Source organism: Streptomyces sp. DS1-CR2, assembly GCF_055760475.1.
In genome coordinates, this window is record NZ_CM147085.1 from 743,601 (window position 1) to 764,130 (window position 20,530).

Sequence of the window (20,530 nt, forward strand, 5' to 3'; positions counted from 1 at the left end):
GACGAGACCCTTGGACAGCCGACGCACCCCTGCCGGGCCCTGCGGACGTACTGCTAACCCGCGCTACCGCGGGTCACGTGCACACCTGCGCCGATCGTGGCCACATGGGTGCTGCCGTAGCCGGCGCACTCTCCGTATTCCTTGACCCACTTGGTTGAACCGGACAGGGATCCGGAGGTCGGTCCGCCGAACGTGACGTCGTACCGCGGCTGCTGGTCACAGCTGGGCACGTTGTAGTACTCGATAAAACCCGCCTGGGTAGCCTTCAGGTTGCCGGAGCCGGCGGGCAGCTTGTAGGTGCCGACGGGGATCCGCTGTCCGTTGTTGGTGTCGACGACGGTGCCGGACCAGGTGTCCGTGCCGACCCGGGCGATCTCGACGCGGAAGGTGTGGCCGTACACGGCGTCGAAGTCCACTCCGCAGCTGACGCCGGCGCCGCCGTCAGCCCCGTCCGAGCAGTTGGCGTGGGTGCTTGTCGTGCCGCTGATGAAGGAGGAGAACACCCCACGCAGGCGCTGGTGCCCGTTCGCATCCGGCCGCGGCTGCAGTCCTGCGTACCCGATGTCGCTCTGTCCGGTGAACCCGTACTGCATCGCGAAGTAGGTCCCGGATACATGGGCGGTGCCGGTGTTCACGGTGATCGGGAAGTTGAGGGATGTCAGTCCCCCACTGGGAGCCCCGCTTACCGTCCACGACAGTAGTTCGTTCCCGCCGAAGGTCTGCGCCTGTGCGCCAGGTGCCGCGATGAACGGGACGAGTGCGGCGAGGGCTGCTACCGCAATGCGTGTCAACGCTCGTTTCATCTGATGCTCCTCAAGGGGGTGTTGAAGGTGAGCAGGCCGGTGAACGTCTGGGCACCGCCCTCTCGCATGAGTGCTGCAGGCGGTAACGACTGCTCCGCGGTGTCCGCGGCACGACTGAGGTGGCTCTGTCGCCCCAGCTCCTGGGCCGACGCTCACCCCTTTTCCCGGTTCTACGCGTATTCCGGGCACTGGTGCCCCAGTGCCGACTTCTCTCCCATCGACGTGGAGCGAGGGGAAGGCCACCACCGACCAGGCATCGGCATGCACCTGACAAAATCGATCCCCGCGCAGGGTGCTGTTACTTGCCCCCGAAGGGGCATTGCGGCGCAGTGCCGCACCAGTAGGCACGTTCTTCGTTCGTCAAAACTCTGCAGCCCAATTGCCTGCGGAAGACTATGGCGCCCCAACCGAGGAGTGTCAATACATGCTCGTAAACGTGCGACTCCAAGCAGAATCAATCATTGCCGCAGGCGGTCCACCGCCGGGCAGTTGGGCCCCGCATGTCGATCACGACTTGGATGCTCTGCTGTCGCACTTCGCTGACGACGTGACGTTCCGGTCGCCGGTGGCCGCTCAACTGCTCGGCAATGACGGGGTCATTCGCGGCAAGGACGCGCTCCGCGCCTACTGGGCGGAGGGCCTGCGGCGTACCGGAAGCCGTACCACGTAGCTGCACCTCGACCAGCACGGGACGGCCAGAATCCTCAGGCTCCACCAGAATCCTCAGGCTCCAGCCGAGGAGCATGTCTAAGCGGCATGCCGGAGACCAGGATCGTCCTCACCGAGCGGGGCGACGACGGCGCCGAGAGGTCCTGAAGGAGTGGCCCGAGACGCAGCGCCGTCGGGCCCGCGCGCACGAGCTGCTTGAGCCCGAGCTCGACGTCCATTCGCCGCACCTCCCCACCCCCAGCTTTCCGCTCGGCGACGAGCCGGAGGGGACATGTACTCCGACCGCATGTGCAGACCACCAGGGCCATTCGGAGGCTCCGCTGTGGCGGCTGCCGTCAGCCGGGCCCCACGCTGGGCAAAGTGGACAAGTCACCGCGCACCAGGTGGCGACAGAGCTCTGGGAGGACCGTATGACCGCTTCGTCACCCGCCACCGACGCACCTCCGGCCCGGTACGACGACCTGCGGGCGCTGGTCTTCAACTGCACTCTCAAACGCTCGCCGGAGACGAGCAACACCCAGGGCCTGATCGACCGCAGCACCGCCATCATGGAAGCCCAGGGAGTTCACGTCGACGTCGTCCGGGCCGTCGACCACGACATCGCCACGGGCGTGTGGCCCGACATGACGGAGCACAGCTGGGAGACCGACACCTGGCCGGACCTCTACCGTCAGGTCATGGCCGCCGACATCCTCGTGCTGGCCGGCCCGATCTGGCTGGGCGACAACAGCTCCGTGACGAAGCGGGTGATCGAACGCCTCTACGCCTGTTCCAGTCTTCTCAACGACGCAGGACAGTACGCCTATTACGGCCGCGTCGGCGGCTGCCTGATCACCGGCAATGAGGACGGTGTCAAACACTGCGCGATGAATGTCCTCTACAGCCTGCAACACCTGGGTTACACCATCCCTCCCCAGGCCGACGCCGGATGGATCGGTGAGGCCGGCCCCGGCCCCTCCTACCTCGACCCGGGTTCCGGCGGCCCCGAAAACGACTTCACCAACCGCAACACCACCTTCATGACCTGGAACCTGCTGCACCTGGCCCGGGCATTGAAAGATCTCGGTGGCATCCCCGCCTACGGCAACCAGCGCACCGCCTGGGACGCCGGCTGCCGCCACGACTACGAAAACCCGGAACACCGGTAGCGGCACCCGCAGGGAAACGGACCATCCCGCCCTGGCGACGGTCAGATGCCGCGCACGCCGCGAACGCCCGCACACCCCGGCACCAGCCGCCCGCGTCCCGTCAGCCCACCGCACAACCAGAGCCGAGGAAGCGGCCCGTCCCACGGCTCACCACAACGCGGCGTTTCCTGCCGGGAAGCAGGAACGAGCCGCTCCCATAAGCGCGTTCGCGCTCGCGTCCAGCACGCCTTCGCTCGGATGTAGGGCTGAAATATCCCGCTCGCGTGACTGGCGAATCAAAGGAAAAGGCGTACACCGCGCCCTGCTCACTGCACGACCTCGGCCTTGCCGAATAGAGCACCCGCCCAGCGACAGACGACCGGACCTCACGAACTCGCGGATCATGTCGGAACAGCCTTTAGTCGCGCGCCCAGCCGAGTTCCCGCTCTGTCTGCACCGGCGCCGCAACTCCGGCATTGCCGTCATGTTCCATGCGGCCGAGTAACTGCCCCTATTCCTGCGCTTCTTCGCGGCGGACCTTCGGTTCGTGTCCGCCCTGACGCAGGTGCGTGCGGAGTTCCCGTCCCTCGTCCAGTCGACCACTGAGGCCCGGGATTAACCAGGCCTCCCACGCAGAGAGATACCTGCCCGGAAAACCGGAGTCGGCAGAGGATTTCAGCAGCCTCCTCCCGGTCCAGGCCGGGGACCTTCACTGGCATACCAGTGACGATCGGCAACTGAATCCCCATCACATGCAGACCGTCTTCTGAGCTCACGCGCATCCTGAGCCGGCAAGATCTCCGGGGGCAGCATCGGAGCCCTCACCTGTCCCGCCCCCGGGTATCCCGGGAGGCCAGCAGGCCAGCGGGCCGGCGGGCCGGCGGGAAGGGCACTCCGATGATGGAGCCCGTCGACCTCACCTCAGTCGATCCCTGAGCCAAACCGCACAAGGCCACACTCAGGCGCCATCCCGATCGGCACCCGCTCATGAACCGTGCAGCGGGGACGTCCGTCGGTCCGCGCGACCGCGCCAGCATTAATGGCGATATGCCGCATACAGTACCAAAAGCGACACGACGCTATGTCCGTCTTTGCGTGAGAAGTTGCCCTTTCGCATTATTAGCGGTGTAAGCGAAGCTCTGCCTCTATCACGAGGTATTGATGCGAAATATCGCACTCTGATACACCGTCGACCGTCATTCCAACCCGCATCGGCATTCAGTGAACCGTGTCACACGGCCGGACGCGGGCCCCGAGCTCTGCTGAACCCACTTCCCTTCTACGCAAAGCGGGTTGGGCTTTTCGATCAAAGAGAGCGGCGGGTTCTGGTCGCCCGAGGCAGGGATCTCACATTCCGTTCTCGGAATTCTGGTCTTGTTCTGTCGGCTCCTTCTCGCCTAATGTCGCCGTCAATCCGGATGGAACGCCGAATCCTGCCGCTATCCGGATTCCCTCCCATCCACTCGGTTACGCACGGCAGGAGCGGGGGACCCAGGTAAGCCGCCGATCTGGTTTCCGGAACGGCTCGGGGTGAAGTCGCATTCGCAGTGCGACCGGACATCTCCCGTCCGAACCCGACAGCTCACCTCGCAGGCGACGGAGAGGAACACGACATGCCCTCAAAGGGAAAGCACCGCCGCCCCAAGTCCATCTCGTTCACCCGGGGAATCGCCGCCGCAGGCACGGGCGCAGCTGTGCTCGCTCTCCCGGTGCTCGGCGCGACCAGCGCCGGCGCAGCGCAGGCCGCCCCGGCCGCAAAGAGCGCCGCGGCCCCCACGACGTACGTCGTCGCCGCGGGCGACTCCCTCGTCAAGATCGCCCGAGAGCACTCTCTGAGCGGCGGCTGGAAGAAGCTGTACCAGGACAACCGAGCCGCCCTCGGTGACAACCCGGGGCTGATCCACCCCGGTGTCAAGCTCACGCTCGGCAAGAAGAGCCCGGCCAAGCCCGCAGCCACCAGGGCGTCCGCCGAGCGGGCCGACCGCTCCGAGAACCGGACCACGCTCGCCGCCGCCCCGGCGAAGAAGTCCTACACGAACGACCTCGACGGCTGGATCAAGGAGTCGCTCGACATCATGGCCAAGCACAACATTCCCGGCTCCTACGAGGGCATCCACCGCAACATCATGCGCGAGTCCTCCGGCAACCCGCTGGCCATCAACAACTGGGACTCCAACGCTGTCGCAGGAACCCCGTCCAAGGGGCTCCTGCAGGTCATCGACCCCACGTTCACCGCGTACCACGTGCCCGGCACGTCGATGAACAGCTACGACCCGGTCGCCAACATCACCGCCGCCTGCAACTACGCGGCCGACAAGTACGGCTCGATCGACAACGTGAACGGCGCGTACTGACAGCCGGTTCCACCATGAGGCTCGCAGTCGTCGCAGGCAGACCACGCTTGCGCGCTTGCGTGCCTTACAAGGAGGACCTCCTGGGCCCGAACGGAAGCCCGACGACTGCCAGTTGAAGCGCATCGATGATGCCATGGCCCTGAAGTCCCGTAAGCATGAAGGGACTTCAGGGCCATTTTGCGTCCTGTCCAACCCCTTGCGCGCCATCACCCCGGTGCATATCCTCCCCGCGAATCGAAGCGCTTCGACATCACGGAGAGAGACAGCATGGCAGACCCACACCCGGTCATCCCCGGGTTCCACCCGGACCCCAGCGTCTGCCGCGTCGGCGACGACTACTACCTCGCGTGCTCGAGCTTCGAGTACGTCCCCGGGGTGCCGCTCTTCCACAGTCGCGACCTGGTGCACTGGCGGCAGATCGGCAACGTCCTCGACCGGCCCGGCCAGTTGCGGCTGCCCTGGGACACACCCTCCTCCGCCGGGATCTACGCGCCGACACTGCGCCACCACGACGGCCGCTTCTGGCTGGTCGTCACCAATGTGAGCCTGGGCGGCGGCAATCTGCTCGTCTCCGCGACCGACCCGGCGGGCCGCTGGTCGGACCCGGTCCCGCTGCCCGGCGTACCGGGCATCGATCCGGATCTCGCCTGGGACGAGGACGGCGCGTGCTGGGTCACGGTCGCCGGGATCTCCCAGGTCCGTATCGACCCGTACACCGGCGAGACGTTCGGCGAGCCGCGCCCGCTGTGGTCCGGCACACCGGGCGCCAAGGCCCCGGAGGCGCCGCACCTGTACCACGTAGGTGACTACTGGTACCTGCTGATCGCCGAGGGCGGCACCGAGCGCGGGCATGCCGTCTCCGTGGCCCGCGGCCCCGCGCCCACCGGCCCCTTCGAACCTTGTCCGGCCAATCCGGTCCTGACCCACCGCAGCACCGACGAACCCGTCCAGAACACCGGGCACGCCGATCTGGTGCAGGCAGCCGACGGCACGTGGTGGATGGTGTTCCTCGGGGTGCGGCCGCGCGGCGGCACCCCCGGCTGGCACGTGCTCGGCCGCGAGACCTTCCTCGCGCCGGTGACCTGGGAAAACGGCTGGCCGGTCGTCGGCCCGCCCGCGACGGCCGGGCCCGCGCCCGCCTCCGCCGAACCCTTCACGGACGACTTCGACGACGCCGAACTGCAGCCCTCATGGATCTCACTCCGCCACCGCTCCCCGCGGCACTGCACCACGAAGGAACGGCCGGGCCGCCTGACACTGCACGCCCTCGGGGGCGGCCCCGACGCCGCCGACGTCACCTTCGTCGGCCACCGGCAGCAGCACCTCTCCTGCCGCGTCCGCGCCCACCTCGACCCGGCGGACGGCACCGGCGGCTCGCGGTCCGGCTCGACGAGCGGCACCACTACGAGATCGAGGCCGACGCCGCAGAAGTACGGGTGATCGCCCGTGTCGGACCGCTGCGCACCGTGGTGGCCTCCACGTCCCGGGCGACGGCCGAAGGGCCGCTCGTGCTCGGCGTCGACGTGACCCCCACGGACAGCCCGCGCGACGCGCGCACCGGCCCGGACACGCTCGCGTTCGGCGTCGAGGAGCCGGACGGCACGTTCACCGCCCTCGCGGCCCTCGACGGCCGCTACCTGTCGACCGAGGTGGCCGGCGGGTTCACCGGCCGCGTCATCGGCCTGTACGCCGCGACCGGTACCGCCCACTTCGACTGGTTCCGCTACGAGCCGCTCACCATCTGAACCCGACCGCTGACCGAGACCACAGCACTCAACCACCGAACTCAGCCACGGAAAGGGACCTGTATGAGACAAGCACGGAGCCGCCGACGCCGCGTCGGATGGATGGCGGGCCTCTTCCTGGCCTTACTCGCCACCGTCGGCACCGCCCAGACCGGGGCCGTGGCGGCCGCCCGCCCCGCTCCTGCCGCAACCGCCTCCGCCATGGACACCGTCGCCGCCATGCAGCCCAGTTGGAACCTGGGCAACACCCTCGACGCCATCCCCGATGAGACGTCCTGGGGCAACCCGCCGGTCACTCATCCGGGGTGCCGTGGCGGATCGACGTGACGACGTACGACCCGCCGGTCCTCGCGGGCGCGACGGGGACGACCAGCTCCTTCGCGGCCCCCGCCCGGTTCCGGGGCGACTCCCTGGCGACCATGGAGGCCACATACGCCGACGGCACCAACGCGGGTCCGGCCGACTGGACTTCGTACGAGCAGTTCGGCACGGCGTTCGCCCCGGACTACGACGGCGGAACGCTCAGGCTCACCGCCGAATTCCTGAACTCCCTCAAGGACGGTGTGCCGGTGGCTCTCACCTTCCATTTCTGGAGCGGCGCCACCGTCACGTACCAGGTGACGCGGTCAGGAGACGCGGTGACGAGCACCGCCGTCTCCTGACCATGCACGCCGGGGAGGCTACAACTCCCTTACTTCGTACGGGAGTTCCGTTCCAGTCGCCTCCACCGTGACCGCCCCGTCGTCCGCGTCCCGGCGCACCCGGTACGCGGCGGCGGGGCTCCCGTCGTGGTCCGGCACCGTCACGGTCACATCCAGCACGCCCGGCGCGACGAGCAGGGTGACGCCGTCGGTCCAGTCGCCGTCGGGGCGCCGGTCGTCCGCGCCGAGCGGCACGACCGCGCCGGGACGGACGAACAGGGGCAGGCTGTCGAAGCCGTGGGTCTCGCGCAGCCAGCGCCCGCCCTCGACCCGCTCCCCTGTCACCAGCCGTGTCCAGGTGCCCTCGGGCAGATAGAACTCGACGTCGCCGTCCGCCGAGAACACCGGCGCGACGAGCAGGTCGGGGCCGAGCATGTACTGGCGGTCAAGGACCCGGCACGTGGGGTCGTCCGGGAAGTCGAGGAGCATCGGACGCATCACGGGGACGCCCGTGCGGTGCGCCTCGACCGCCGCCCCGTACAGGTACGGCATGAGGCGGTGCTTGAGCAGGGTGAACCTGCGTGCCACGTCCACCGCTTCCTCGCCGAATGCCCACGGCACCCGGTACGAGACATTGCCGTGCAGGCGGCTGTGCGAAGAGAGCAGGCCGAAGGCGAGCCAGCGCTTGAAGACGGCCGGGTCGGGGGTGCCTTCGAAGCCGCCGATGTCGTGCGACCAGAAGCCGAAGCCCGACAGGGACAGGGAGAGGCCGCCGCGCAGCGACTCCGCCATCGCCGTGAACGAGGCGAAGCAGTCACCGCCCCAGTGCACCGGGAACTGCTGGCCGCCGGCCGTCGCCGACCGGGCGAAGACGACTGCCTCGTTGCTGCCGCGCTCCTTCTCCAGCAGCTCGAAGACGGTGCGGTTGTAGAGGTGCGCGTAGTAGTTGTGCATGCGCTCGGGGTCGGAGCCGTCGTGCCAGACGACGTCGGTCGGAACGCGCTCGCCGAAGTCCGTCTTGAAGCTGTCGACGCCCATGTCGAGCAGGCCGCGCAGCTTGCCCGCGTACCAGTCGCGCGCGCCCGGATCGGTGAAGTCGACGAGCGCCATGCCGGGCTGCCACAGGTCCCACTGCCACACGTCGCCGTTCGGCTTGCGGACCAGGTAACCCAACTCCCGCCCCTCGTCGAAGAGTGGGGACTTCTGGGCGATGTAGGGGTTGATCCACATGCTGATGCGCAGGCCGCGCGCCTTGAGGCGGCGCAGCATGCCGACCGGGTCGGGGAAGACGTCCGGGTCCCAGGTGAAGTCGGACCACTGGTACTCGCGCATCCAGAAGCAGTCGAAGTGGAAGACGGTGAGCGGGATGTCGCGCTCGGCCATGCCGTCGACGAACGACGTGACCGTCTCCTCGTCGTACTCGGTGCAGAAGGAGGTGGTGAGCCACAGGCCGAACGACCAGGCCGGCGGGAGGGCGGGGCGGCCGGTGAGCGCGGTGTAGCGGCGCAGCACGTCTTTCGGGGTCGGGCCCGCGACGACGTAGAACTCGATCGACTGGTCCTCGACGCTGAACTGGAGCTGGCCGACGGACTCCGTGCCGATCTCGTAGCCGACCTTCCCGGGGTGGTTGACGAGGACGCCGTAGCCGCGCGAGGAGAGGTGGAACGGGACGTTCTTGTAGGCCTGTTCGCTGCTGGTGCCGCCGTCGGCCTGCCAGATGTCCACCGTCTGGCCGTTCTTGACGAACGGGGTGAAGCGTTCGCCGAGGCCGTAGATGTGCTCTCCGATGCCGAGCGCGAGCTGGGCGACCATGTGGTGGGCGCCGTCGGGGGTGGTGGCGAAGGCGGTGCCCTTTCCTTCAACAGCCGTCAGGCGGCGACCGGTTGAGGAGTCGAGGAATTCCAGGCCCCACTCCCCTGCCGTGTCCAGGCGGACGGTGAGCGGGCCCGTCGTCAGCTCGGTGACCGTGCCCTCGCGGGTCACCTGTGCGCCGGCGCCGCCTTCGGAGGGCAGCAGCTCGAAGTCGGGGCCCCGGTGCCGCTTGCCCGCGTGGTGGGTGAAGCGGACGCCGATGACGCCCTCGGCGGGGGCGAAGCAGTCGACCGTGATCAGAGGCTGGTTGAGGGTGTCGCCGCGGTCGCGGACGTGCCGGACGGCGGCGTAGGCGGTGAACCGGTCGTCGGCGGCCAGGATCTGGCGGACCTCGGTGGCGTACGCGGCGTGGACCCCTTCGCGCATCAGCCAGAAGCCGTCGGTGAACTTCATACGGTGGTCCCCCGTGGGATGAAGGTGAGCCGGGCCAGACGGACCTCGCCGCCGAGGCGCACGCGCAGGTCACGTACTCCGCGGGCGGTGAAGTCGGCGTCCAGGGTTACGTAGTCGTACGGGCCGCCGGTTGCCGGGACGGTGACCGTGCCGCCGTCCCCGATCGCGACGGTGCCCGCGCCCGCGACCGTCAAGCGCACTGCGCGGACTCCGTCGGTGCCCAGGTCGCAGGCGCTGTAGAGGAGTTCGGCGTCGGGCCCGGTCGCAGTGACGGCGTCGCCGGAGGTCTTCGTGCGGTCGACGATCGCCGTGCCGCGCTGTTCGTCGTACGCCGCCGCGTCCAGGCCGTCGACGAGCACTGGACGGGGCGCGGGCTCGTCGCCGTCGAGGGTCAGGCGCGTGGTGAGGCGGATGTCCTCGCTGGAGGCGCCGACGAGGAGTTCGTACGTGCCCGAGGTGACGCTCCAGCGGCCGCGGGCGACGTCCCAGTGGCCGAGGTCGGCGACAGGCACGGAGAAGGTGACGCGTTCCGACGCCCCCGGCGCGAGGGCGATGCGGCGGTGCGCGAGGAGCTGGCGGCGCGGGCGCGGCACGGGCATGCCGAGCGGGCGGACGTACAGCTGCGGGACCTCGTCGGCCGGGGTGGTGCCGGTGTTGGTGACGGTGAAGGTGCACTCAAGAGTGTCCGCGCCGCGGTGCACGAAGAGTCCGTCGTAGTCGAACGAGGCGTAGGACAGGCCGTGTCCGAACGGGTACAGCGGTGTGCCCTCGAAGTAGAGGTAGGTCTGGCGGGAGCCGATGATGTCGTAGTCGAGCAGGTCCGGCAGGTCGCTGTCCCCGGCGTACCAGGTCTGCGGGAGACGTCCGGCGGGGCTGACGTCGCCCGCGAGGACCCGGGCGAGCGCACGGCCCGCGGCCTGTCCGCCGTGGGCGGTCCACAGCAGGGCGGGGAGTTCGGTGTCCGCGTCGGGCACGGCGAAGGGGTAAGCGCCGATCAAGGCCAGGGCGGTGTTCGGGTTGGCGGCGCGGGCCGCTCGCCACAGCCGGTCCTGGTGGTCGGGGAGGGCGAGCGTCGTGCGGTCCTCGGTCTCGCGGCCGTTGATGTGCGGGTCGTTGCCCGCGACGACGATCACCACGTCGGCGTCGGCGGCGGCCCGCCCCACGGCGTCCGCGCCGCGCTCCACGTACTCCACCTCGAAAACCGTGCCCTGTTCGGCAACCTTCACGCCGTCGGCGGCGACAGCGACGTACCGGCCGGTGCCCGTGTGCCTCAGGAGGTGAGCGCTTCCGTGCCGTTCCAGGGTGTACGTCTCCTGGACGACCCAGCCGCCGGGCTGCTCGGCGGACGCCCGCACGAAGCCGTCCTCGGCGACGGACAGATAGCGGCCGTCGGGTGCGCGCAGGGTGAGGACGTCGTTCCCCCAGTCGACGAGGGCGAGTTCGGTGCCCTCGTCGGTTGCGGTGGTGAGGGGCGGGAGGTCGGTGCGGCCGGCGAGGAGGGCGGGGTCGAGGGCGCCCTCGGCACCGCGCACGCTCGCCTCGGCGTCGCTCTCGGGCACGTACAGCCATCCGGCGTCGCACCGCAGCCGCACCCGGTCCGCGCCTTCCGCGAAGGTGACGTGCTCGGTGCCGAACCGCTCGCAGAGGCCGTCGAGCGGGGTGGAGCGGTGGATGAGGGTGCCGCTGTACCAGTCCGTCTTGCACTCGTCGGCGAGCAGGCCGACCACGGCGATGCGGGCGGTGCCGGGCAGCGGCAGCAGGTCGTCGTTCTTGAGCAGCACGACCGCCTGCTCGGCGGCCTCCTGCGCGAGGGCGCGGTGTTCCTCCGTGTCGAAGGCCCCGGCGCCTTCGAAGGGGTCGCGGTCCTCGAACTCGCCCAGGCGAAGCCGCACATCGAGCTGCCGGCGGACAGCGGTGTCGATGTCGGACTCGGAGATCAGGCCCTGGTCGAGGGCGCGGCGGATCCGCCCGGTGATCGTCGAGGAGTCGGTGCCGTGGTCGGTGAAGCTGTCGACGCCGGCGACGAGGGCGGCGGCGGTGGCCTCCTCGTGGGTGTCGAAGTAGTGCTCGGAGTCGACGAGGTTGCTGGGCGCGGTCGCGTCGGAGCAGACCAGGAGTTCCTGTTCCGTCCAGGTCCGCAGGTGCTCCTTCAGGTACGGGGAGACGTGGTTGGGGCGGCCGTTGACGAGGTTGTAGGCAGGCATGACCCCGGCGACGGCGCCCTCCTCGACCGGCCCGCGGAAGGCCCGGAGGTCGTACTCGTGCAGGACGCGGGGACGCACGGAGGAGTTCGACGTATCCCTGAGCGTCTCGTTGTTGTGGGCGAGCCAGTGCTTGAGGACGGGGGCGGTGCGCCAGTACGTGGGGTGGGTGCCGCGCAGGCCGCGCGTGTAGGCGGTGGCGATGGCGGCGGTGAGGTGCGGGTCCTCGGAGTAGCCCTCCTCGTTCCGGCCCCACAGCGGGTGGCGGAGCAGATTGACCGTGGGCGCCCAGACATTGAGGCCGATCCGGTCGTCGTGCTCGCGCATCGCGCGCACCTCGGCGGAGACGGCGTCGCCGATCCGCCGCACCAGGTCGTCGTTCCAGGTCGCGCCGAGCCCGACGGACTGCGGGAACACGGTGGCCGGGCCCATCCACGCAACGCCGTGCAGTGCCTCCTGCCCGGTGCGGAACGCGGCGAGGCCGACCCGCTCCACACCCGGCGTGAACTGGTGCAGCAGCGCGATGCGTTCGTCGAGCGTGAGCCGGTCCATGAGGGTGTCGACGCGCTTGCCGTCGAGGGGGGCGATCGGTGGTCTTTCGGTCACGTGCGGATCCCTTGGCTCGGCGTTCCGGTCGATGGAGCGATCGACCACGGATGGGTCGGATTGAATCTTCGAAGCGCTTCGATGCTCCGTACAGAGGCTGTCAGGTGTCAAGTGCGTTGCGTGAAAAGTGCGTTCAGGAATCTGATGCAGGCATCTTGTGACGGTCCCGGCGCTCCCTTAACCTCGCTGCAACATCGAAGCGCTTCGACAATGTGCGCGAGCGTTGTCCCGAAGGGTTGCAGCAATGACGCCGAACTCTCCCTCCACGAACCCTGGTCCCAGCCGGAGAACCTTCCTCGGCTCGACGGCCGTCGCCGCCGTCGCGGTGGCCGGCGGGGTGCCACTGCTCGCCGCGTGCGGCGGGTCGGAGAACACGAACCGGGAAGGTGCGACCTCCGCCAAGAACGCGCAGAAATTGCTGCCGTCGTTCGTCGCCAGCAAACTCGCCCAGCCCGACATCCCCGCGAAGAACGGCTCGTCCGCCGGCTACACGAAGAAGGTGGACCTCTCCGCTCTGAGCACCTCGGTGCCGGAGAAGCTGGGAACCGGCACCCCCTTCAAGATCATGTCCCCGCTCTGGGGCACCTCGCCCAAGCCGGGCTGTGACTACTACACCCAGCTCGGCAAGATCGCCGGAACCAGGATCACCTGGCAGAACCAGGACGGCAACAAGTACGGCGACAAGCTCGGCGCGGTGCTCGCCTCCAGCTCCATACCCGACATGGTCGTCGTGCCGAGCTGGAACCTGACCGGCAAGCTCCCCAGCGCGGTCTCGGCCAAGTTCATGGACCTCAGCCCCTATCTGGCCGGCGACAAGGTGAAGAAGTACCCGAACCTGGCCGCGATCCCCACCGACTCCTGGCGCATGGGCATCTTCGGCGGCGCGCTGCGCGGCATCCCGATGCCCGCCCCCACCGCCGGCTTCATCGCGCCCTTCTACCGCAAGGACATCTTCGACAAGAAGGGCTGGCAGCCGCCCACGTCGCCCGACGAGTTCTTGAGCTGGGCCAAGGAGGCGACCAGCGCGAAGGCGAAGGTGTACGCCTGCGACGACATGTGGTGGTTCGCGCAAGGCGTCTTCAGTCTCCAGCCCGCCGGACCGCTCGGCTGGACCATCGGGGACGACGGCAAGGTGACGTACCGCCTCGACCACCCCAATTACCTCGAGGCCCTGGAGTGGACGCGCAAGCTGTTCGACGCCGGTGTCGTCCACCCCGACGGCAAGGCGCGCACGGGCGACCAGGGCCAGCGGTTCACCGCGGGCCAGGTCCTCGTCTACAACAGCAACGTCGACGACTGGTACCGCAAGGTCGCCGAACAGGCCAAGTCCAACCCGGACTTCAAGATCGAGGCCTTCGACTACTTCGGCGCCGACGGCGACCCGGTGCTGTACGCCGGGCAGCCCGCGAGCATCTGGTCGTTCATCCGCAAGGGCGCCTCCGAGGACGTCATCCACAACGCGCTCGCCGCCGCGAACTTCGCGGCCGCGCCCTACGGCACCAAGGAGCGGATGCTCGTCGACTACGGCGTCGAGGGCACCCACTACACCGTCAAGGACGGCGTCCCGGTGAAGAACGAACGCGGCAACGCCGAGGTCGTCAACGCCTGGGCGATGCTGGCGCAACCCGCCCCGTTCACCGCGCACCCCGACTTCCCCGAGGTCGCCCGCAAGCAGGTCGAGTGGCAACAGCGGCAGGGCGCCTTCCTGAAGAAGACCTCGACGTTCGGCATGAACATCACCGAGCCGTCCCGGTACGCCAACCTCGGCACCCCGCTCATCCAGCTGGAGCTCGACTACATGCGCGGCCACAAGAAGCTGTCCGACGTGCAGCAGGCCATCTCCACCTGGAAGTCGTCGGGCGGCGACAAGCTGCGCGACTGGTACAAGAAGCTCCTCGACGAGAACGGAAGCGGCAACTGATGTCCATCACGGCCGGGAGCAGGCCCGATGGCACGCGGCCCCCGGCGGCGGTCGAGGAGCCGGCCGCCGCGCTCGCCGCGTCGAAGGCCACCCCCGGGAAGCGTGCGCGCACCCAGGTGCCCTGGCGCAAGCGATGGCTCCGCGACCGGGTGCTGATCCTGATGACGCTGCCCGCGATCATCCTGATCATCGTCTTCAACTACGTACCTCTGCTCGGCAACGTCGTGGCCTTCCAGGACTACGACCCCTACGTCTCCAGCAACGGCGTCGCCGCGATCTTCCACAGCCCGTGGGTGGGCGTGGAGCAGTTCAGCCGCATGGTGGGCGACCCGTTGTTCTGGGGCGCGGTCAAGAACACGCTCGTGCTCTTCGTCCTCCAGCTCGCCCTGTTCTTCCCGATTCCCATCGCCCTCGCGCTGGTCATCAACAGTGTGATCCGGCCCCGGGTGCGGGCCGTGGCACAGGCGATCATGTATCTGCCGCACTTCTTCTCGTGGGTGCTCGTCGTCACCGTCTTCCAGCAGATCTTCGGAGGGGCGGGCATCATCGCCCAGACGCTCCAGGACCACGGCTGGGGCGGCTTCGACCTGATGACCAACGGCAGTCTGTTCAAGTTCCTGGTGACGGCGCAGGCCGTGTGGAAGGACGCCGGCTGGGGGATCATCGTGTTCCTCGCCGCGCTGGCCGCCGTCCCCACGGATCTGTACGAGGCCGCCGCCATGGACGGCGCGGGCCGCTGGCGCCGCATGTGGCATGTGACCCTCCCGGCGCTGCGCCCGGTGATCGCGCTGCTCCTCGTGCTGCGGGTCGGCGATGCGCTCTCGGTCGGGTTCGAGCAGTTCCTGCTCCAGCGCGACGCGGTGGGGACGGGCGCCGCCGAGGTCCTCGACACGTACGTGTGGAGCATGGGCCTGCAGAACGGGGACTTCAGCTACGCGGCCGCGGTCGGCCTCGCCAAGGGCGCCATCGGCGTCTGTCTCGTGCTGGCGGCGAACAAGTTCGCGCATCTGCTCGGCGAGCAGGGGGTGTACCAGAAGTGAGTCTCAACACGCAGTTGATCCGTAGCCTCCAGGCGCCACCACGGCCCGTGTGGGAGGAGCGCCCGAGCAAGGCCGGGCTCACCCTGAAGAGCGGCTTCCTCGCCCTGTGCTGTCTCGGCGTGCTCGGCCCACTGTGGATCGTCATCGTCACCAGCCTCTCCCCGAGGCCGGTGATCGACCGGGTCGGCGGCCTGGTGGTGATCCCCCAGAGCATCACCTTCGTCAACTACAAGGAGCTGCTCAGCGGCGGCCAGGTCAGCCGGGCCATCATGGTCTCGGTCGGCGTGACGCTGTTCGGCACGCTGTTCTCGATGACCGTGTCCGTGCTCGCGGCCTACGGCCTTTCCCGGCGCGGCAGCCTCGGCCGCCGGTTCTTCCTGATGACGATGATGGCGACGATGTTCTTCGGCGCCGGCCTCATCCCGACGTATCTGCTGGTGCAGTCGCTCGGGCTCACCGACACCTATCTGGCGCTGATCCTGCCGAGCGCGGTGAGCGTCTTCAACATCCTGGTCCTGCGGGCCTTCTTCATGGGCATCTCGCCCGAACTCACCGAGTCGGCCCGCATCGACGGGGCGGGGGACCTGCGGATCCTGCTCACGATCATCATGCCGCTGTCCCGCGCCGTGCTCGCCGTCATCTCCCTGTTCTACGCGGTCGGGTACTGGAGCTCCTGGTTCAACGCCTCCATCTACCTCAGCGACCAGCAGATGCTGCCGCTGCAGAACGTCCTCATCCAGCTCGTGATGCGGCACACCGAGGCGCCGACCGGCCTCCAGGAAGCGGTCCGCACGGGTGAACTCTCGCCCCTGGGGCTCCAGATGGCCGTCATGATCCTCGCCCTGATCCCGGTCGCCGTCGCCTCGCCCTTCGTCCAGCGCCACTTCAAGAAGGGCATGCTCACCGGGGCGGTGAAGGGATGACGATCACCGCCGACGGGCGGCTACTGTTCGGCGGGGACTACAACCCCGAGCAGTGGCCCGAGGAGACCTGGGCCGATGACGTCCGGCTCATGAAGGAGGCCGGGGTCACCTCCGTCACCCTGGGCGTCTTCTCCTGGTCGAAGCTCGAACCCCGGCCCGACGCCCGGGAGTTCGACTGGCTCGACCGTCTGATGGACCTGATGCACGCGCATGGCATCGGGGTCGTGCTCGCCACGCCGACCGCTTCCCCGCCGGCGTGGCTGGGCCGCCTGCACCCCGAGACACTGCCGCGCGGTGAGGACGGGCAGATCGTGTGGTGGGGTTCGCGCCAGCACTTCGCGCACTCCAGCAGCGCGTACCGCCGCCACGCCGCCGCGATCACCGAGGACCTCGCGAAACGGTACGGGCGCCACCCGGCCCTGCGCATGTGGCACATCAACAACGAGTACTGCACCTTCGACCGCGGCGACGAGGCGGCCCGCGCCTTCCGCGACTGGCTGCGCGCACGATACGTGACCCTGGACGCGCTCAACGAGGCCTGGGGCACGGCCTTTTGGAGCCAGCACCTCGGCTCGTGGGAGGACGCCATCCCGCCGCGCCACACCCAGTACCTGCACAACCCCACCCAGCTCCTCGACTTCCGCCGCTTCACCTCGGTCGCCTTGATGGAGTGCTACGTCGCCGAGCGCGACCTCGTCCGCCGCCACACCCCCGACCACGTCCCGGTGACGACGAACTTCATGCCGTTCTGGATCGGGCAGGACGCGTGGGCGTGGGCGCGCGAGGAGGACGTGGTCTCCGTCGACCTGTACCCGGATCCGCGGGACCCGCTGGGCGGTCAGTACAACGCGATGATCGCCGATATGACGCGCAGCCAGGCACGTGGCCCCTGGATGGTGATGGAACAGGCGGCGGGGCCGGTCAACTGGCGGGGCGTGAACCACCCCAAGCCGCACGGCCTCAACCGGCTCTGGTCGCTGCAGACGGTGGCGCGCGGCGCCGACGCCGTCTGCTACTTCCAGTGGCGGCAGTCCCGGCAAGGCGCCGAGAAGTTCCACTCGGGGATGGTGGGGCACGCGGGCGAGGAAGGCCGTGCGTTCGCCGAGGTGAAGCAGATCGGTGCGGAACTGGCGGAACTGGGATCGCAGGTCGCGGGTACTCATCTCGCCGCCGATGTCGCCGTGCTCCACGACTGGCACTCCTGGTGGGCCGACTGCCAGGACGGCAGGCCGTCGGCACACGTCGCGTACGAGGACGTGGTACGGGCCTGGCACCGTGCCCTGTGGGAGGCACATCTCGCCACCGACTTCGCGCACCCCGAACACGACCTGTCCGCCTACAAGATGGTGGTCGTGCCGCACCTGTACCTGCTCACGGACGCGGCGATAGAGAATCTCGTGGCCTATGTACGCGGCGGTGGCACGCTCGTGTCCGGGTTCTTCACCGGGGTCGCCGACGCGGAGGACCGGGTGCGGCCCGGCGGCATGGACGCGCGGCTGCGCACGCTGTTCGGCATCCGGACGGTGCACGAGTGGTGGCCGCTTGATCCCGACGAGACCGTGGACTGCGGGCAGTTCACCGGCACCCTGTGGTCGGAGGAGCTGACGGCCGAACCCGGCACCGAGGTCAGTGCCGTGTACCACGGTGGCGAGCTCGACGGGCTGCCGGCCGCGCTGCGACGCGACCGTGCCCTGTACCTCTCGACGCTCCCCGAACCCCCGGCGCTGCGCTCACTGCTCGAGGACGTGGCGGCCGAGGCGGGCGTACGGCCTTCGCTGTCCGGCCTCCCCGCAGGTGTGGAGGCCGTACGCCGCGGCGAGCTGCTGTTCCTGCTGCACCATGGACGGGACGAGGTGACCGTCGCACTGCCGGACGACACGGCGTACCGGGATCTGCCGACGGGGGCCGCGCACTCCGGCTCGGTGACTCTCGGGCGGTTCGGTGTCGCGGTTCTCGCTTCCGGGACGACGACGCGGGGGCACAGTGCCGGCTGACCATCCGCACGGCACCTGGGAGCCGGCGCCGGCCACGCGCTGGGAGGACGCCTTCCTCAGCGGCAACGGCACCCACGGCGCTCTTGTGTTCGGTGACCCGCACGACGACCGGGTGGTCGTCACCCATCACACGCTGGTCCGCCCGGACGGCGAACCTCGCCCACGGCCACCCGCGATCGCCGCCCATCTCCCGCACATCCAGGACAGGTTGCTGGCCGGCGACGTCACGGCGGCCGAGCAGTTCACGGACGGCCGTCCGCTGCGCTGGGTGCAGGCGTTCCATCCGGCGTTCCAGGTGCGGTTCGTGCGGGACAGCGTGGTGTGGCGCGGCTACCGGCGCGCGGTCGACTTCGCGACGGGGGTGGCCGAGGCGCAGTGCAGCGGGTGGCGCGGGCGGGTGTTCGTGTCGCGCGCCGACGACGTCGTCGTGCAGTACGTCACCGGGCCCGGGCTCGACGGCGATGTGTCCCTGGACCCCCGCCTCGCCGGTGTGCCGGACGGGCTCGGGGTCGGCCGCAGCGTCGTCCTGACGCCCCAGGGTGCCCAGTTGACACTGCGCTGCCGCTACCCGGACAGCGATCTGGCGTACACCGGGGTGACGGTCGCGCTGGTGCACGGCGGGCGGCGATCGGTGAGCGCCGCGGGGCTACGAATCGAGGGCACGTCCGGACTGCTGCTGCTCACGCGGGTGCGGCGGCATCCCGGGGAGCTGGACGCGGGCGCCGAGGCGGCGGCGCTCGCCTCACTGGCGGGCCCGGACCTGGAGGAGACCTACGAGAACCTGCTCGCCCGGCACGAGGCCCTGCACCGCGCCGCCTATGAACGGGTCACGTTCACCCTCGACGCGTCCCGCTCCGAACGCGGCCTGCCCGGCTCGGAGTTGCTCCAACGATCCGACAGCCCGGCCCTGCTGGAGCGGCTGTTCGCGGCGGGCCGCTACCACCTGCTGAGCGCGTCCGGCGCACTGCCGCCGCGGCTCACCGGGCTGTGGACCGGCGAGTGGGGCACGGCCTGGTCGGGGGCGTTCACCACGGACGCCAACCTCAATCTCCAGACGGCGTCCGCGGCGGCCTGCGACCTGCCCGAGGTGACCCAGGCGCAAAGTGCCCTGATTCAAGGGCAGTTGGCTGACTGGCGGGACAACGCGCGGGAGATCTTCGGGACGCGGGGAATCGTCGCGCCCGCACACACCGACGGCGAGTCGGGCCACACGTACCACTTCCAGCGGGAGTGGCCGATGCACCTGTGGACGGCAGGCGCCGACTGGCTGCTCACCCCGCTCGTCGAGCAGGCCGAGACGACCGGGGTGCGGCCCGCGTGGCTGGCCGCCGCCCTCACCGAACTCGCCCTGTTCTACGAGGACTTCCTCACCCGCACAGGACCGGACGGCCGCCTCGTGGTCGTGCCGTCGTACTCGCCGGAGAACCGGCCCGCGAACGCGAGCTGGGGCACGCTCAACGCCACGATGGACATCGCGGCGGCCCGGCATGCCTTGCGCACCGCCGCCACCTGGCACCCGGGGCCGGAAGCCGACCGCTGGAACGCGCTCGCGGACCGGCTGCCCGGCTACCGGGTCAACTCCGTCGGCGCGCTTGCCGAATGGGCCTGGCCCGGCCTGGATGACGCCTACGACCACCGGCACCTCAGCCACCTCTACCCGGTGTGGCCGCACCACGACATCACCCCCTACGACACCCCGGAGCTGGCGAAGGCGGCGCATCGCGCACTCGAACTGCGCGGTGCCGAGAACCACTCGGCACACGGCCATCTGCACCATGCCCTGATCGCGGCCCGACTGCGCGACCCTCACCGGGTGGCCGCGGCGCTGCGCCAGGTCCTGACCGGCGACTACTTCCACCCCTCCCTGATGAGCTCGCACTACCCGGACCGCGACGTCTACAACGCCGACGCCGCGCACACCTTGCCGGCGCCGCTCACCGACGCGCTCGTGCAGTCCACACCGGACCGCCTTGTGCTGTTGCCGGCGCTGCCGCCGGCCTGGCGGCGCGGCGCCGTGCGCGGCCTGCGCACCCGGTTCGGCGCCCGCGTCGACCTGACGTGGGCGGGCGACGGCTGCACGGCCGTCGTACGCCCAGAGCGTGACGCGCACATCGCTCTCAAGACCCCGGCCGGCGGTGACGGGCTGCTACGCCTGACCGCCGGCGAGGACCGCGAACTCACCATGAGGACGCGATAGTTCCCCCCACCGGGGCCCACCGGGCTCCTCCGACCATGGAAGGG

Annotated in this window: 13 protein-coding genes, 1 pseudogene and 1 riboswitch; of the genes and pseudogenes, 11 read left to right on the forward strand and 3 right to left on the reverse strand. The window is 69.4% G+C overall.

The genetic code is table 11. The annotated features are described in order from the left end of the window. Positions 1-53: 53 nt before the first annotated feature. Entirely contained in the window at positions 54-803 is a 750-nt protein-coding gene (locus ACY0PA_RS03690) for a hypothetical protein (RefSeq protein WP_473083305.1), read from the reverse strand. A gap of 424 nt (positions 804-1,227) precedes the next feature. Here ACY0PA_RS03690 and ACY0PA_RS03695 point away from each other — a divergent pair, with 424 nt between their 5' ends. From ACY0PA_RS03695 to ACY0PA_RS03720, 6 genes and pseudogenes are all read left to right on the forward strand, one after another. Continuing rightward, positions 1,228-1,473, forward strand: a complete 246-nt coding sequence (locus tag ACY0PA_RS03695) for a nuclear transport factor 2 family protein (RefSeq protein WP_473083306.1) — start codon at positions 1,228-1,230, stop codon at positions 1,471-1,473. A 409-nt stretch (positions 1,474-1,882) separates the two neighbouring features. Beyond that, complete coding sequence (locus tag ACY0PA_RS03700; RefSeq protein WP_473083307.1) at positions 1,883-2,620, forward strand: flavodoxin family protein; 738 nt, start codon at positions 1,883-1,885, stop codon at positions 2,618-2,620. Between the two features lie 1,433 nt (positions 2,621-4,053). Further along, positions 4,054-4,210: riboswitch (cyclic di-AMP (ydaO/yuaA leader) on the forward strand. Between the two features lie 2 nt (positions 4,211-4,212). Beyond that, positions 4,213-4,953 (forward strand): transglycosylase SLT domain-containing protein, encoded by a 741-nt coding sequence (locus ACY0PA_RS03705; RefSeq protein WP_473083308.1) that lies wholly within the window; start codon positions 4,213-4,215, stop codon positions 4,951-4,953. Positions 4,954-5,220: 267 nt separating this feature from the next. Then, positions 5,221-6,698: pseudogene (locus tag ACY0PA_RS03710) on the forward strand (glycoside hydrolase family 43 protein). Between the two features lie 63 nt (positions 6,699-6,761). Beyond that, complete coding sequence (locus tag ACY0PA_RS03715) at positions 6,762-7,025, forward strand: hypothetical protein (RefSeq protein ID WP_473083309.1); 264 nt, start codon at positions 6,762-6,764, stop codon at positions 7,023-7,025. Continuing rightward, a complete protein-coding gene (locus tag ACY0PA_RS03720) occupies positions 7,022-7,360 on the forward strand; it encodes a hypothetical protein (RefSeq protein ID WP_473083310.1) in 339 nt (112 codons plus the stop codon). The genes ACY0PA_RS03715 and ACY0PA_RS03720 overlap by 4 nt, the downstream gene beginning before the upstream one ends. Before the next feature lie 18 nt (positions 7,361-7,378). Here the strand turns inward: ACY0PA_RS03720 and yicI are convergent, their stop codons facing one another. Both yicI and ACY0PA_RS03730 read right to left on the reverse strand, forming a co-directional pair. Then, positions 7,379-9,604, reverse strand: a complete 2,226-nt coding sequence (gene yicI, locus ACY0PA_RS03725; RefSeq protein ID WP_473083311.1) for an alpha-xylosidase — start codon at positions 9,602-9,604, stop codon at positions 7,379-7,381. Further along, on the reverse strand, positions 9,601-12,357 hold the full coding sequence (locus tag ACY0PA_RS03730) for a glycoside hydrolase family 3 C-terminal domain-containing protein (protein WP_473086228.1): 2,757 nt from the start codon (positions 12,355-12,357) through the stop codon (positions 9,601-9,603). The genes yicI and ACY0PA_RS03730 overlap by 4 nt, the downstream gene beginning before the upstream one ends. Positions 12,358-12,655: 298 nt before the next feature. Between ACY0PA_RS03730 and ACY0PA_RS03735 the strand changes: the two genes are divergently transcribed. The 5 genes from ACY0PA_RS03735 to ACY0PA_RS03755 are packed head-to-tail and all read left to right on the forward strand — an operon-like array spanning position 12,656 to position 20,486. Further along, on the forward strand, positions 12,656-14,332 hold the full coding sequence (locus ACY0PA_RS03735) for an extracellular solute-binding protein (protein ID WP_473083312.1): 1,677 nt from the start codon (positions 12,656-12,658) through the stop codon (positions 14,330-14,332). Continuing rightward, entirely contained in the window at positions 14,332-15,372 is a 1,041-nt protein-coding gene (locus ACY0PA_RS03740) for an ABC transporter permease (RefSeq protein ID WP_473083313.1), read from the forward strand. Before ACY0PA_RS03735 ends, ACY0PA_RS03740 begins: the two co-directional genes overlap by 1 nt. Further along, the gene (locus ACY0PA_RS03745; protein WP_473083314.1) at positions 15,369-16,295 is read left to right on the forward strand and encodes a carbohydrate ABC transporter permease; all 927 of its coding nucleotides are present in this window, start codon (positions 15,369-15,371) and stop codon (positions 16,293-16,295) included. Before ACY0PA_RS03740 ends, ACY0PA_RS03745 begins: the two co-directional genes overlap by 4 nt. Beyond that, positions 16,292-18,289: a beta-galactosidase gene (locus ACY0PA_RS03750; RefSeq protein ID WP_473083315.1), complete on the forward strand. Its 1,998-nt coding sequence runs from the start codon at positions 16,292-16,294 to the stop codon at positions 18,287-18,289. Before ACY0PA_RS03745 ends, ACY0PA_RS03750 begins: the two co-directional genes overlap by 4 nt. Further along, entirely contained in the window at positions 18,279-20,486 is a 2,208-nt protein-coding gene (locus ACY0PA_RS03755) for a glycosyl hydrolase family 95 catalytic domain-containing protein (protein WP_473083316.1), read from the forward strand. The genes ACY0PA_RS03750 and ACY0PA_RS03755 overlap by 11 nt, the downstream gene beginning before the upstream one ends. The last annotated feature ends 44 nt before the right edge of the window (positions 20,487-20,530 follow it).

Coding starts and splice junctions, on each gene's coding strand:
- ACY0PA_RS03690 (WP_473083305.1), bottom strand. CDS start 803: ATGAAACGAGCGTTGACACGCATTGCGGTAGCAGCCCTCGCCGCACTC.
- ACY0PA_RS03695 (WP_473083306.1), top strand. CDS start 1,228: ATGCTCGTAAACGTGCGACTCCAAGCAGAATCAATCATTGCCGCAGGC.
- ACY0PA_RS03700 (WP_473083307.1), top strand. CDS start 1,883: ATGACCGCTTCGTCACCCGCCACCGACGCACCTCCGGCCCGGTACGAC.
- ACY0PA_RS03705 (WP_473083308.1), top strand. CDS start 4,213: ATGCCCTCAAAGGGAAAGCACCGCCGCCCCAAGTCCATCTCGTTCACC.
- ACY0PA_RS03715 (WP_473083309.1), top strand. CDS start 6,762: ATGAGACAAGCACGGAGCCGCCGACGCCGCGTCGGATGGATGGCGGGC.
- yicI (WP_473083311.1), bottom strand. CDS start 9,604: ATGAAGTTCACCGACGGCTTCTGGCTGATGCGCGAAGGGGTCCACGCC.
- ACY0PA_RS03730 (WP_473086228.1), bottom strand. CDS start 12,357: ATGGACCGGCTCACGCTCGACGAACGCATCGCGCTGCTGCACCAGTTC.
- ACY0PA_RS03735 (WP_473083312.1), top strand. CDS start 12,656: ATGACGCCGAACTCTCCCTCCACGAACCCTGGTCCCAGCCGGAGAACC.
- ACY0PA_RS03740 (WP_473083313.1), top strand. CDS start 14,332: ATGTCCATCACGGCCGGGAGCAGGCCCGATGGCACGCGGCCCCCGGCG.
- ACY0PA_RS03750 (WP_473083315.1), top strand. CDS start 16,292: ATGACGATCACCGCCGACGGGCGGCTACTGTTCGGCGGGGACTACAAC.